This is a genomic window from Flavobacterium sp. FlaQc-52, from assembly GCF_044007495.1.
Taxonomy (GTDB): domain Bacteria; phylum Bacteroidota; class Bacteroidia; order Flavobacteriales; family Flavobacteriaceae; genus Flavobacterium; species Flavobacterium cupriresistens.
In genome coordinates this window covers 652,275-667,471 of sequence record NZ_JBIPCV010000002.1, presented here as the reverse complement: position 1 = coordinate 667,471, position 15,197 = coordinate 652,275, and the positions used below count along the sequence as shown (strand labels likewise).

Below are 15,197 nucleotides of genomic sequence, written 5' to 3'. Positions count from 1 at the left end.
ATTTTATTTTGAGGTTGAATAAGAATAGGGATACGCTCCGGCGGCTGTGCCTCTTTGCAAATTAGGAGAACTGCTCATCTCAAAGTTTAATTCTCCACCTTTCAATACATCAAAGTGATTGATGTAATTTTTTGTGTAGGTTGTATTGTCCCACTTTAATTCGTTTACATATTTATTGTTTGCCGAATTACCTGGAGCTTCTATAATAAGCTGTTTTCCGTTTTCTAACTGTAAGGTTGTTTTCTTGAATAAGGGTGCACCAAGAACATATTCTTCTGTACCAGGGCATACCGGATAAAATCCCATTGCCGAGAAAATGTACCAGGCCGAAGTTTGTCCGTTGTCTTCATCACCACAATAACCATCCGGAGTTGGTTTGTACAAACGATTCATGACTTCTCTGGACCAATATTGGGTTTTCCAAGGTTCTCCGGCATAATTGTACAGGTAAATCATGTGTTGAATTGGTTGATTTCCGTGTGCATATTGTCCCATATTCATAATTTGCATTTCACGAATTTCATGGATTACCGATCCGTAGTAACTATCATCAAAAACCGGAGGTGTAGTAAAAACTGCATCCAGCTTGGCTGTAAAAGATTTTGCTCCTCCCATGAGATCAATTAAACCTTGAACATCATGAAATACACTCCAGCTGTAGTGCCAACTGTTGCCTTCAGTAAAAGCATCTCCCCATTTGAACGGATTGAAATTCGCCGGAAAACTTCCGTCTTTGTTTCTTCCGCTCATTAGTCCAATAGCAGGATTGTACAGGTTCTTATAATTCATCATTCGTTTTTCGAGTAACTTAATCTCTTTCTTCGGACGATTTAATGCTTGCGCTAATTTCCAGATCGCAAAATCATCATAGGCATATTCCAGTGTTCTGGCGGCATTTTCATTAATTTTTACATCGTAAGGAACGTAACCTAAAGTATTGTAATAGTTCACGCCTTTTCTTCCTACTGCATCCATTGGGCCTTCATTATTGGCGCCATGCAATAAAGCTTCGTACAACGTATTGATGTCATAACCTCGCAATCCTTTCATATAAGCATCCGAAACTACAGAAGCTGAATTGTTTCCAACCATCACATTTCTAAAACCGGGACTGGACCATTCCGGCAAAAAACCGCCTTCTTTGTAATCGTTTAGCAAACCTTCCTGCATTTCTTTGTTTATAGAAGGATATACTAAATTCAATAAAGGGTATAAGGCGCGAAAAGTATCCCAAAATCCGGTTCCTGCAAACATATAACCCGGTACTACTTTTCCGTTGTAGGGGCTGTAATGCACTGTTTTTCCTTCTGTGTCAATTTCATATTGTTTTTGAGGGAAACAAACTGTACGGTACAAACAAGAGTAGAAAGTTCTTAATTGGTCTTCGTTGTTATCTTCTACTGCTATTTTTCCTAAAATTTTATTCCATTCTTTTTTAGATTCTGCTACGGTTTCATCAAAAGAAGCGGTACCTAATTCATTTTTTAAATTCAATTCAGCCTGAGCTAAACTGATAAAGGAAGACGCTACTTTTACATTTACTTTTTCTCCTTTTTTAGTTTTAAAACCAACTACTGCTCCTACGTGAGTTCCCGAAAATTCTAACTTTCCTTTTTCGAGTTTTTTTTCATTCCAAGTGGCATTAGTCAAAAAAGGTTTGTCGAACTGCAAAACAAAATAGTTCTTGAAATTCTCCGGAACACCCCCACTGTTGCGGGTTGTGTAACCAACAATTTTATTTTCGGATGGAATAATTTTAATATAAGAGCCTTTATCAAAAGCATCCACTACAATAGACGAATTTTCGTTATCCGGGAATGTAATCTGAAAATGAGCCGCTCTTTCTGTGGTGGTAATTTCTGTTGTAACATCATAGTCAGCCAGATAAACGCTGTAATAATACGGTTTTGAAACCTCTGCTTTATGACTGAACCAACTGGCACGTTCGTCTTCGGTAAAAGCTGATTTACCGGTAACCGGCATAATCGAGAATTGTCCGTAATCGTTCATCCAAGGCGATGGCTGGTGGGTTTGTTTAAATCCTCTGATTTTTTCTGCTGTATAGGTATAAGCCCATCCGTCACCCATTTTTCCGGTTTGTGGTGTCCAGAAATTCATTCCCCATGGTCTGCAAACCGCTGGATAGGTATTTCCGTTAGAAAGATTGGGTAAAGATTGGGTTCCCATTAAAGGATTTACATATTCTACAGGATCTAAGGTCTTCACCTGTGCGCTTACAAAAAGGCTGCATTGCACTAATCCTAAAAAAATTAAACTCTTTATTTTCATGGTAGTATTGTTAAATGTGAATTGTAAAATGTAAGCTGTGGGCTCTATTTTTATATAACTGCAAGGGTTTTAAAGACTTTTAAGTATCAGTTTGAAGAAACTGCAAACTGCGACTGCAAACTGTGACTGCGACTGCGACTGATAACCGTTATACCTAACAGGTTTTAAAAACCTGTTAGGTACTTTTATTTACATAGGTCTGTCTTCTTTATTTACTCCAAAAGTTGCTGAAGGCTTATTGCCCATGTACAATTTCAGTTCTCCTCCTTTTACGATCATATCGTGTGTGATGTACGATTTGGTGTAGGGCTTTCCGTTGTATTCCGCTTTTTGGATGTACATATTGATATTGCTGTTGTTTACGGCATTTAAAGTAAAGGAAACTCCTTCTTTATGATGGATTACGGCATTATTTACTAATGGACTTCCCAAAACATAAATTCCGTTGGCAGGATTAACAGAATAGAATCCCATCGCAGAGAAAACATACCAAGCCGACATCTGACCTAAATCTTCATTACCACATAAACCATCGGGTTTGGTTGAATAAAATTTATCGTCGATTTCACGAATTAATTTTGCTGTTTTCCAAGGTTGTCCGGCGTAGGCATACAAATACGGAATATGGTGATTGGGTTCATTTCCTTGTGCATATTGTCCGATTAGACCACTGATGTCGGGAGAAATTTCTTCGCCTTCTACTTTATCTGTAATTAAAAATAAAGCATCTAACTTATCTAAAAACTGTTTTTCACTGCCAAATAAAGCAATCAAACCATAAGGATCCTGAGGAACTAACCAAGTATATTGCCAGGCATTTCCTTCTACATAATCATCCTTGCGATGTGCTGAAGAAAGCGGATTAAAAGGCGTTCTCCAATTTCCATCTGTTAATTTACCTCTCATAAATGTGGTTTCTTTATCGAAATAAAGTCGGTACAAATTGGCTCTTTTGGTAAAATAAACATAGTCTTCTGTTTTGTTTAGTGCCTTTGCCATTTGTGCCACACAGTAATCGTCGATGGCGTATTCTAAAGCATTTCCAACGGATTCTAACATTTTATCTGCGGGAATATATTCCAGTTTTTGAATGTAATCCATTCCGTCGCGTGTTTGCATGGCGGTTTTTCTAATGGCCTCGTAAGCCAATGCTGTATCGTAGTCTCTGTATCCTTTGAGATAAGCGTCTGCAATTACCGCTATGGAATGATTCCCATTCATGGTATTGGTTTCATTCCCCATTAAATGCCAAACCGGTAGTCTGCCTTGTTGTTTATAAATAGCTAAAAACGATTTAACAATGTCATTGATCTTATCCGGTTGCGTAATGGTATACAAAGGGTGTAAAGCACGGTACGTATCCCAAAGTGAGAAAGTCGTGTAATTGGTAAAATTGGCTTTTTCGTATACTTTTTTATCGGTTCCGCGGTAATCTCCGTTGACATCATTAAAAATGGACGGTGCAAACATAGTGTGATACAATGCCGTATAAAAAACTTTCATGGTTTTATCGTCTGCTTTTATCTGAATTTTATGCAGTTCCTTATTCCATTTGTCATTTGCTTCTTTTACTACTTGATCAAAATCCCAATTTGGAATCTCTGCTTTTATATTGGCAGCAGCATTTTCGTAACTTACAGGAGAAATCCCCACTTTTACCAAAACCTGTTTGTTTTTTAAGCTATTAAAATCTAGTATGGCTTTCATTTTCAAACCTTCGCCTTCATTTCCTTTTACAGGCGAAATACTGTCATATAAAGTAACAGCCGACATTGGCTCTGAAAATTCGATTGTAAAATAAATGCGCTGATCATTGGCCCAGCCTTTAGAATAACGATATCCTGCAAGTGTTGTTTCGTTTATTTTCTTTATGAATGTTTTAACCGGTTTGTCCCATCCGATTCCGTCCGCAAGGTCCAGTAACACGTGTGAATCGGTAGCGGAATCAAAAGTATATTTATGAAAACCTACTCTTTCGCTGGCGGTTAGTTCTGCTTTGATTTTGTATTTGTCTAATAAAACGCTGTAATATCCGGGTTTGCTTACTTCGTTTTTGTGTGAGAAGTACGAACCGTAACCGTTTACCATATCTTCTTTTGTTCCTTTGGTAAGGGCAACTTTACCGGATACGGGAAGCAAAAGAATATCGTTTAAATCTCCAATTCCTGTTCCGCTCAAATGGGTATGTGTAAAACCTAAAATCGTATTACTCGCATAGTTGTAACCACTGCACCAATCCCAGCCTTCAAAAACGTTTACCGGTCCTAACTGTACCGCCCCAAAAGGAACATTTGCTCCAACAAATACGTGCCCATGGCCGGCAGATCCTATGAGGGGATTCACATAACCGGTATAATCAGTAGGGTGATTGGTGGTTTTATTTTTAATTTCTTGTGCGAATGCCGATAAATTAATCAGCATCATTATTGAGAAAACAATGTGTTGGTATCTTTTATTCATTTTTATTTGTTTTTTGGTTGACACGTTCCCGTAGAGACGCACAGCAGTGCGTCTCTACCGTGTGTGGAGACGCACAGCAGTGCGTCTCTACATTATTTGTATTTTTTCAAAACATCGTATAAAGAAACAACCTTAATATCGGGATTTGCTATTTTACCTTCAAATGAAAGCGTTTTCTCTTCTCCGGCGGTCAGGTCTATATAATTATCACTCCATTTTCCGGTGTATCCTTTTACAGAAATGTATACGTACTTTGCGGCCTTTGTCGCTTTTAAAACCACCTTATTTCCTTTGACCTGCCAACTTATTTTTGGGTCATCCAACTGCAAGTCAATTGGACGGGTCAAATCAATTTGAGGCGTAATATCATCCCTGTAAGCTTCGCGCATGGCATACCAGGCTGCTTTGGGTTGGCGGTTGTAATAATCGGTCACACTCCAACTTGCTACTGGCCAGCAATCGTTTAGCTGCCAAACTAAAGTTCCCATATTGTAAGGGGCTTTAGAACGGTGAATACCTATAATATTTTTAAGCGAATAATACTGTAAACATTGGGTCAGATAGGTATAATCTTCCACGTTCATCTTTTTTATTTTAGTGGAGTCTATAAAATACCGGTTTAAATAGGAATCTAATTTTATAAAACCTTTCCCTGCTTTTTGATGGGCTTGTAAAATGTCTGAATACAAATATCGGTCTTCGGGTAACGTAAAGGTTTCTATAGACGAATAGTTGGGCATGGCCTGCATACCGTATTCACTCACAAAACGACCTGTTTTATTCTTTACGACTTCAACATCTTCCAGTCCCCACCAAGTTCCCCAGTAATGACTGTCTCCTTCGGTAATACTTTTTTCTTTAGACCAATGAAATAAAGGTGAAGAACTAATATAAGGGCGCTTATTGTCTACTTCTTTTACCCATTTCGGGATACTGTCCTGAAACAACCGAACATAATCGTGCCACAAACGGGTGGAATCTTTTTTCGACATGTTCATACTTTTTTGCCATCCCCAATTTTTAAAGGCTTCGTCGGCTTCGTTGTTACCGCACCACAAAACGATACTTGGATGGTGGCGCAAACGTTTCACCTGGTATTTCACTTCTTCTTTTACATTCTCAAAAAAGGCTTTGTCGCCCGGAACCATTGTACCGGCAAACATAAAATCTTGCCAGACATAAATTCCGTTCTTATCGCATAAATCATAAAAATAGTCGTCTTCATAAATTCCGCCACCCCAAACACGAAGCATATTCATATTGGCGTCTTTTGCCATCGCAATTACCTTTTCGTACTCTTTTTTGGTTACTCTGGAAAGAAAAGCATCCGAAGGAATATAATTGGCTCCTTTCATGTATACCGGTTTGCCATCAATTTTGAAGTAAAATGATTTACCTAGACTATCGGGCTGTTGTACCAATTCGATTTTACGGTTTAGGACATACGGTTTCTCTGCCTCTTTTTTATCGTAGGCTTCTAATCGTGGCGTTTTCCATATTCCACAAGTTGTGAATTTTGGTCCCCAATCCCATCCAAAATGATATTGTGCTTTACGAACATAGGCACGAGGATTATCGGGAATTACAAAAGGCAGGTCTTTTTTAGCAAGAGAATCAACCACATTTTGTGCGGACTGAAATACAATCACCAAATCATTGTTTCCTGACTTTAGCACCTTTTTAACGTCTACACGCCATTGACGGAACATATTGTCGGCTTTAAGAACCAACTGATTGTTAAGATAAACGGTGGCATAAGTATCCAGTCCGTCAAAAACCAGTTCGGTGTTTTTCTTTTTTAGCGTTGCTGCAGCTACCTGAAAAGTCGTTTTGTACTCCCAGTTTTTGCGTTCTACCCAAACCACTTTCTTTTCATTGTCCCTGTAAAATGGGTCGGGGATTGTTTTATTATTCAACAAATCGGTATGTATCTCTCCGGGAACAGTCGCCGGATACCATTTTTGTGTTTTTTCTTCACGATATTTCCAATCCTTTTTTAAATCAATATTCTGAGCCGTAACTACCGATGAAAAGTGGATAAGACCAAGGCAGATTATGCTATAAAAGTGCTTTTTTAAATTCATTTTATTTCGGAATAAATTAATAGTATATGAATTTTTAATTATTGGCAGTAGGAGAAGGAATAAAGCGCTACACCATTATCCCTCCTCATTAGAGGTACATGTCAACGAATAACTAACAAAATATTCAGAAATCATTTTCCTATACTGCGCATAATTTAACGGGAATTTGTACTACAATTTAATCAATTTAACTGTAGTAACAGTATATTAAATCAACTTATTAACAGTTCTAAAAGCTATTCTTTTTGGTGCTGTGATTGCTATAAGGGTATTAAAAAAGAATCCCTTTTTTTTCAGCAAAAGCAATTTTAGCGGCTGCGAAAAAAAAGACATTAGAGCAATACATCCAATCCATACCATAAGAATTCTATTTGGAACTTAATCAATAAACGATTTAAAGATAAGCCGGGTAAAAGGAAATTACCCGACTTATTCTAACAAACCAACCAATATATATTTTAAACTATTTGTCCCACCAGATTCTGGTTGTCATAACATCAAGCCCCTGACGTTGAATTGCTGCTTTATAATTGTCAGCATTTGTTATCAACTCCGACTGGTCGTAAACTAATCTTCTTGGAATAGTACCTTGAGTTTCTCCGTTTACATCATTAACAGGAACCAGCGCCGGATAACCTGTTCTTCTGTACTCAGAAAAAGCTTCAAAACCATTAAACAATAGAACAATCCATTTTTGACCAATAATTTGCTCTATTTTTTGCGCTTCTGTCCCAGCAGATTTAAAAGGGAAAGCAGCGATATATGCATTGTATTCTGTAGTTGAAACTGCCGGTACTTTATCTCCAAAAATAGTCAGAATCTCCATGGCTGCTTTTACTCCGTCTTCATAGTGTTTTTGAGCTGTTCCGCCAACACTCCAGCCTTTAACTGCTGCTTCTGCCAATATAAATTCTACTTCGGCATACGACAAAATTAAAGTTGGTGCATCTAAACGCAATACTGTTGAAGTGTTCGGGTCTGAAAAAAGCTTTTTATCCCCACCCGGAAATTCTTTAGCATCATTAGCAAGACCTTGCTGACTTGCAGGAGAGTTATCTCCGGTTGCTTCCAATTTGGCATAAATTCTTAAACGCGGATCATTTGTATTTTTCAATGCGTCTATGAAAGTTTTGCTGTATTTAATGTTTGCTTCTCCTCCGTTCAAGTCATTTCTAACCCATGAAGAAGTAATTGGATTCGTTTTAACACCTGGAGGGCCTGCATCATGTTTTAGTACAACACTGTCATTATTTGAAGTAAAAACACCTTTTGCAGCTGCTTTTTCAACAAATTCTCTGGCTTTCGCAGGGTTTACTTTAGACAAACGCATGGCGACTCTCAACATTAATGAATTGGCTAATTTTTTCCATCTTGCCACATCACTTTGATAATACAAATCGGCATTACCAACAAACGGTTTATTCGCATCTAAAGCTGTTCCTGCTTCGTCTAATTCTTTTAAAAGATCATTGTAAATGGCTTCTTGTGTATCGTATTTTGGCGAAAAGATATTTCCGTTATATCCTTTTCCTGCTTCGAAATAAGGAATCTCACCATAAGTATCGGTCAATTTCTGAAACATCAATACTTTCATGATTCTGCAAGCCTGAATCATATTAGAGTTTTCAGGCGTATTTTCTAATACTGATAACAATTGCATGATCTGATTCAATCCTTTTCCATACGATTCTCCAAAAAGAGAACCTGAATATTCGGGAGAATAGGTATATTTTGATCCTGGCCCACCCAATGAAGAAAAATGCTGAACAATTTGTGCTGCATAAGCATTGTTCCCTCTTGTATTAGAAAAATCTTGTCCGTCTACATAAATTTCAGCCAGGGTAAACATTGATTTTACCGCAGGTTTTGTCAAGGCATTTGGGTTGGTATTCATTTCCTCAAATCCTTTGTCGCATGATGTTAATGCCAGTGTACTAACTATTGCAACGCAAAATATTTTTATATATTTATTTTTCATTTTTTACTTTTTAGTATTAGAATTTAACATTAAGCGTTACACCGTAATTTCTTGTCAAAGGCATAGATGCTCTTTCAAGTCCTTGTGCATTACTGTTAGAATAGTTAGATTCCGGATCAATGTTCGGAACTTTATCATAGATCGTCCATAAATTATGAGCAGAGAAAGCTAAACTAATGGATTGAAATGGTGATTTCTTGATAAAAGAGCTTGGAAAATTATAACTAAAAGAAATTGCTCTAAGCTTTACAAAATCAGCATCGTATACAAAGTTTGAGGTTACATCACTATAACTTCTCCAGTAATCGTATGCAGATACTTGTTTGTTAACCGGATTACCATTTACATCTGTACCCGATACGGCAACTCCTCCTTCACGACCTTCAAGTGTGCTTTGAGCTAATCCGTAACGTGTTCCCAATTGGTTAGTCGCCGAATAAATCTCTCCTCCAAATTTAGCATCTACAAAAACAGATAATGTGAAGTTTTTATAGGTAAAATCATTTGAAAGTCCCATTGAAGTTGGTGCTACTCCCTGTCCAGCAATAATTAAATCACCTCTCAAAAATTTACCATCAGTTCCTAATACGATGTTTCCGTTTTTGTCTCTTAAATAATCATATGCTTTGATTACTCCGAAAGGCTGTCCTTTTTCTAAAACTACAGAAGCTCTTGAGTCTCTGTTTCCTTCCAATGATTTGGTGTTAATCTTATCAGAAAGACTAATAACCTCACTGTCATTATAAGCAAAATTATATCCAACACTCCAAGAAAAACTTGGCGTTTTAATCGCTTTTACGTTGATTGCAAACTCCACCCCTTTGTTCAGGATTTGTCCCACGTTAATTTTGGTTGTTCTGTATCCTGCTGCCTGAGAAATGTCGGCATCAGCAATATCTTTAGTCGTTTTTTTGCTGTAGAAAGTCAAATCTGTACTTACTCTGTTGTTGAAAAATGTATTTTCAAAACCAAATTCAATTGTACTTACATTATAAGGCTTTAAGTTTCTATTTGGAACAGTCTCCCCGTTAACACCTAAAATCGGTTGTCCTTGCGAATCGGTTTGTCCGTCCGGTGTTGTATACGTTAAGTCTAAAGCATAGGCATCTTGCAATCCACCTCCTACATTACCCCAACCTGCTCTAAGCTTACCATAAGACATCCACTCTGGTAATTTTATCACTTCAGAATAAATAAAACTGGTACTTACTGATGGGTAAAAAATACTATTGTCTTTTGGATCTAAAGTAGAAAACCAATCTCGACGACCTGTTAAACTAACATATAAAAAATCTTTGTATCCCAAATCTGCTGAGTAAAAAAGAGAGTTCACTTCACGTTCAGAAAACAATTTTTCTGTTTTGTCCGGTTGTGTATTTCCATAGAAATATTCAAATGGTACAATAAAGTTATTTCCTTTCATTTTAATACCACTGTATCTGTTATGTTGACGGTTAGCACCAACAAAAGCATCTAGTGACAGGTTTTTAACGATGTCTCCTCTATAACCTAAAAAACCGGAGGCATTAACTTCTGAACGATTTTCAATTCTGTTTTCATAAGATCCTCCAGGATTGTAATTGATTCCTGTTGGCTCAATTTCAGTATATTCATAATTAATATCATCAACACCAATAACCGCTTTTGCATAAAATTTGTCTGTAATATTATACGTTACTTTTGTCGAACCGATAAAACGTTTTCTAAGATCCTCGTTTAAAGGCTGTTCTGTAGTATAATATGGATTGGTATGATACACATTCGCACCAAAATAATCTGCTTCACCTCCATTTTGATCGTAAGCATTTTTAAGCCATCTGATGTCTGTTCCCGGAGTCAGGAAAACAGTCGGGAAAGAAGGATTTCTTGGAGAATCGTTCAAGTAAGGTCTGTTATCGCTCTTCTCTGAAATATACTGCGCATTTGCCTCTACATTGATCTTCTTATTTGGAGACGAGTTTAAACTCAAAGACAAGTTATTTCTACCAAAATCTGTTCCCGGTAAAATAGATTCGTCTTTTGTGTTTCCGAAAGATAATCTGAAATTAGTAGTTTCATTTCCACCCGAAATAGCTAAAGTATTACTGAAAGAAAATCCGGTTCTGTAGAAATTTTCCACATTGTTTTTTCCATAGGCTTTGTAAGGTCTTGTAGCACCATCTATGGAAAGTGAATTTGTTCCGTCGTATTTATCACCCCAGGCAAAATAGTACGAATCTCTTAGTTCCTGCAAATCGCTAAACCTCGTATAAACCCCATTTACAGGAGCTCCTGCTCCGTATTGATCCTGCCAATTCAAAAGACTTGCAGGGGTATTAAACGTTGCATTTGAGCTAAAATCTACTCCTAAACCTGTTCCGTTTTTTCCTTTTTTAGTCGTAATTAAGATAACACCATTTGATCCTCTGTACCCGTAAAGAGCAGAAGCGGCACTTCCTTTTAAAACCGACATCGAAGCAATATCATCCGGATTGAAAGAAGACATACCATCACCTTTATCAGCACCTCCCCACATTCCTGCGTTTCCTTGCTGTGTATTGTCAATCGGAATACCGTCTACCACATACAAAGGCTGGTTAAACCCTGAAGCCGAAGTAGCACCACGAATCACCACACGACTGGAACCTGAAGGCCCAGTAACCGGTGCAGAAACGTTAACCCCTGCAATTTTCCCCTGAAGGGCATTACCTAGGTTAATTTCTTTGTTTTTCGTCAGTTCATCCCCTTTTAATTCTCCAACGGCATATCCTATACTTTTCTTTTGTTTTTTAACACCGAAAGAAGTAATTACCACCTCATTTAATTCCTGATTGCTCTCTGACAATACAACAGAAATTTTGCTTTCATTTTCTTGAAGTACCACTGATTTTGATACAAAACCTAAAGAAGTTATTTTTAAAGTAACTTTACCTTCAGGAACATTTAATTTAAACTGACCGTCAAAGTCAGTAATGGCATTAAACGGTTTTCCTTGTACTTCAACCGATGCACCAACAACTCCCTTGTTCTCTGCATCTACCACTATGCCTGTTATTAATCGATTTTGCGCAACAACACCTAAGCTGCTGAACAATATCATTCCTAACACTGCTAAAATTCGTTTCATAAGCATTTTTTTTGGTTTAATTGTTTTGATTATTGTTTGTTTCTAACGCGTTTGTTTTTAAATATTAATAAAAATTTTGAACTCCATTTCAAGAAAAAAAGCGGCAAGTTTAACTCTCGGAATAGCCCGAAAAATAAAGCTGTAAGACTGTTTTTTCTATTTATCTCTTTCTCAAAAGAAGCAACTAAAAGCGATTCTTTTTGTTTACTAATTTTACTAAAACGATTTAGTAAAATGACTAAAAAAAAACTACTGCAATAATTTATCTTTTTCTTTTACTTTTAACTTCAAAAATTATAGGTTATCTAAACCGATTCTCTAACAATCAATGTACCTTTTTTAAGTACTTTCTCTACGGTAAAGGAATCAAAATCTGTCATCTGACTCATTAAGAGTTCAATCGATTTAATCCCAATATCATTTATGGGCTGCGCTACGACAGAAATGGTTGGCGTATGCAATTTGAAACTATCATGATCATCAAAACTGATCACCGAAAGATCATCCGGGATTCTGTACCCCATTCCTCTAAAGGCCTGAAGGCCGGCAAGTCCCATATAGTTGGCCAAAAATAAAACACCGTCAATCTTGGGATTTTGCTGAAAAAAATGCGCAATCGAATCGATTCTGCTTTGTTCATCAGTATGGTAATCTAAGTGAAGCGTAAGGGCTTCATCATAAATCCCTTCTTCTTTCAGGGCATCTGTATAACCCTTTTCCCTTAATTTCATCTGAATCATTTCAGATTTAGTATTGACAACGGCAATATTTTTGCGCCCTTTATTAATTAGAAATTTCGTAGCTGAGTAAGAACCTTCATAATTATCCATCACAACGTGACTTACTTCCTGATTGGCAAAATACCTATCGATTAAAACTACCGGCTTTTGCAATTTTAAAAGCAAATCAATACTTTTTTCTAAATTTTTTGTCGGTGTAATAATAAACCCCTCCACATTGGCCTGCAAAAGACTTTGCACTAATTCCTCACAACGTTGATCATCATCTCCGGTACTGCAATAAAAAACTCTGTAATCAATATTTTTCGCTTCGTCTTCTATTACCCTCGCTAAATCAGCAAAAAACTGATTGGAAATATCTTCTACAATAAGACCAATTGATCTCGTTTTTCCCGTTCTCAGACTACTGGCAATCATACTTGGTCGGTACTGAAGCTTTTCGGCAACCTCTTGAACCTTTTTTATAACAGCCGGACTAATTGCCATCTTCTCGCCTTTTCCGTTAATAACAAAAGATACAGTAGATATAGACACTTGGGCCTCGGTGGCAATATCTTTAATAGTGATTCTTCTCATTAACGTTTTTTATTAAATGGCTTTATAATGCTTTGGACAAATATATATAAATAGGGTTTACAAAATCGTTTTAGTAAAATATTTTTTAAACAAATCGTTATTTTAAAGCCAAATTAAAGTATAATAATCAGTAATTATAAAGTTTTTACCTATAATTCTCATTTTTAATTTTACAGAATATTCATCGTTTTTTAACTTTGTTTTTACCTCTGTTGCCCATAAAATAAAGAAAAGTTAAATTGGAGTTAAGTTCTTACTTTATCGCTGAAAAATTTATTTTGACAGCAGCCTTATTACTGTTTAATCCGAATAGATTTTGCACATATCTTCTTACTTAAATGTTTTTACTTTCAGTTTTTTTAATACTAAAAACAAAAAAAGACAATCAAAGGATTGTCTTTTTTTTGTTTGGTTCTTTATAAAATCTGTTCGAAAATCTTCTTACGTAAACGATCCAGAAAATCTTCTTTTTACAGTTAAACTTTATCTTTTGCTTTTGCCAATTGATTTACTCTCCACATTAAAAACACTGTACATAGGGTAATAACCGCAATTACATAGCCCAATATATCGTAGTTTTCTAAAGGAGACGTTTTGGTTTCCTGATGCACAATAAAACCCGCACAAACAGCCGCAATACCACCGGCAATCTGTTGTAGCGATGACGTTATAGACATATAAGCGCCACGGTCTTTCATCTCCGGAATAGCAGTGTTTAGTGTCGTTGCCGGAATCATACGGCTCATGATTCCCATAAACAATACCATATTAATCACTACTACTTCCCACATAGGGATCGGGTTAAGATTGGTATAAATTAAAATCATAATTACCGAGATGACTGATCCAACTGCAAACAACTTAAACTTGCTGACTTTATCGCTTAATTTTCCAACTAAAGGCATGATAAAAAGTACAGAAAGTCCCGTAAAGAAAAAGACCAATGGTAACTCCAGGTGACTGATATGAATGTTATTAACCAAAAAGGCTGTCCCAAAAGGCTGTAACATAAAACCTCCCACAGAAAGGAATGCAATAGCAGTAAAACCAACCTGATAATGTTTGTTACTTAAGGTATGCCAAAGGTGCAGAAAAGGACTTTTGTCTGATTGTAATTCCAAATGTTTTGTGATCGGTTGCATTTGTGTTATAATCGCTGCAAGAATCAACAGACCTAAAACAGCAATCATAATAAAGGCGGAATGCCATCCCCAGTTATTGGCAAAATAGAGTCCGACCGGTATTCCCAAAATCTGACTGGTTGCAAAGGCCATTTGTATAAAACCCATCACCCTGCCTCTTTGATGAATTACAAACAAATCCGTCACAATTGCTAGTGAAACAGAACCGATTACACCGCCAAAAAGCCCTGTCACGATTCTCGCCAAAAGCAACATCTCGTAAGTTGAGGCCAGCGCACAGAAAACGGTCCCTATAATGAATCCCGTATAAAAGAAAATCAGTAATTTTTTTCGGTCAAATTTATCTGCAAAACCAGCGGCAAGTAATCCCGAAATTCCGGCACTAAAAGCATATCCGGAAACTGCAAAACCGAACTTTGAGGGTGTCATATCAAGTGTTTTCATCAGGATATCCCCTAACGGAGAGATCACCATAAAATCAAGTATAACAGTAAATTGTAAAAGCGCCAATATGGCAATAATAATTTTTTGATGTGTGGTAAAAGCAGGAGCTTCTATAGTATTTTTTTCCATTTTAACAGGTTGTTCTTTAGGTTAAGGCAAGTCCTGGCACTCATAGCCAAGTCTTTTAATGATACTCTTTATTGTATCCGGATTAAGGGTTTCTGACACGATGCGAAGCACGCAATCAATATCTTCGTAATCGATACTCCATTGCTGTATCTCTACATGATTATCTAGTGTTTCAGATAAAATAGCTGCTGAGCTAATTTTATCAATATTTGTTTTAAAAACATGTACTGTGTTTAAATCTGTTTCCAT

8 protein-coding genes are annotated in these 15,197 nt (G+C 36.8%); all 8 read right to left on the bottom strand.

All coding sequences use genetic code 11. The features are described from left to right. Window positions 1-3: 3 nt before the first annotated feature. The 8 genes from ACHRV5_RS06610 to ACHRV5_RS06575 all read right to left on the bottom strand — a co-directional run bounded on the left by ACHRV5_RS06610 (window position 4) and on the right by ACHRV5_RS06575 (window position 15,197). Window positions 4-2,289, bottom strand: coding sequence for a GH92 family glycosyl hydrolase (locus tag ACHRV5_RS06610; protein WP_395426192.1), 2,286 nt, complete (start codon window positions 2,287-2,289; stop codon window positions 4-6). Between the two features lie 189 nt (window positions 2,290-2,478). Further along, the gene (locus ACHRV5_RS06605; protein WP_395426191.1) at window positions 2,479-4,749 is read right to left on the bottom strand and encodes a GH92 family glycosyl hydrolase; all 2,271 of its coding nucleotides are present in this window, start codon (window positions 4,747-4,749) and stop codon (window positions 2,479-2,481) included. Between the two features lie 92 nt (window positions 4,750-4,841). Further along, window positions 4,842-6,833: a glycosyl hydrolase 2 galactose-binding domain-containing protein gene (locus tag ACHRV5_RS06600; RefSeq protein ID WP_395426190.1), complete on the bottom strand. Its 1,992-nt coding sequence runs from the start codon at window positions 6,831-6,833 to the stop codon at window positions 4,842-4,844. 463 nt (window positions 6,834-7,296) lie between these two features. Beyond that, the gene (locus tag ACHRV5_RS06595; protein ID WP_230001811.1) at window positions 7,297-8,811 is read right to left on the bottom strand and encodes a SusD/RagB family nutrient-binding outer membrane lipoprotein; all 1,515 of its coding nucleotides are present in this window, start codon (window positions 8,809-8,811) and stop codon (window positions 7,297-7,299) included. Window positions 8,812-8,827: 16 nt separating this feature from the next. Next, complete coding sequence (locus ACHRV5_RS06590; RefSeq protein ID WP_395426189.1) at window positions 8,828-11,917, bottom strand: SusC/RagA family TonB-linked outer membrane protein; 3,090 nt, start codon at window positions 11,915-11,917, stop codon at window positions 8,828-8,830. A gap of 305 nt (window positions 11,918-12,222) precedes the next feature. After that, on the bottom strand, window positions 12,223-13,233 hold the full coding sequence (locus ACHRV5_RS06585; protein WP_047776518.1) for a LacI family DNA-binding transcriptional regulator: 1,011 nt from the start codon (window positions 13,231-13,233) through the stop codon (window positions 12,223-12,225). 476 nt (window positions 13,234-13,709) lie between these two features. Beyond that, the gene (locus ACHRV5_RS06580) at window positions 13,710-14,948 is read right to left on the bottom strand and encodes an MFS transporter (protein WP_117610311.1); all 1,239 of its coding nucleotides are present in this window, start codon (window positions 14,946-14,948) and stop codon (window positions 13,710-13,712) included. A 21-nt stretch (window positions 14,949-14,969) separates the two neighbouring features. Continuing rightward, window positions 14,970-15,197 carry a hypothetical protein gene (locus tag ACHRV5_RS06575; RefSeq protein WP_395426188.1) on the bottom strand — a complete coding sequence of 76 codons (228 nt, stop codon included), beginning with the start codon at window positions 15,195-15,197 and terminating at the stop codon, window positions 14,970-14,972.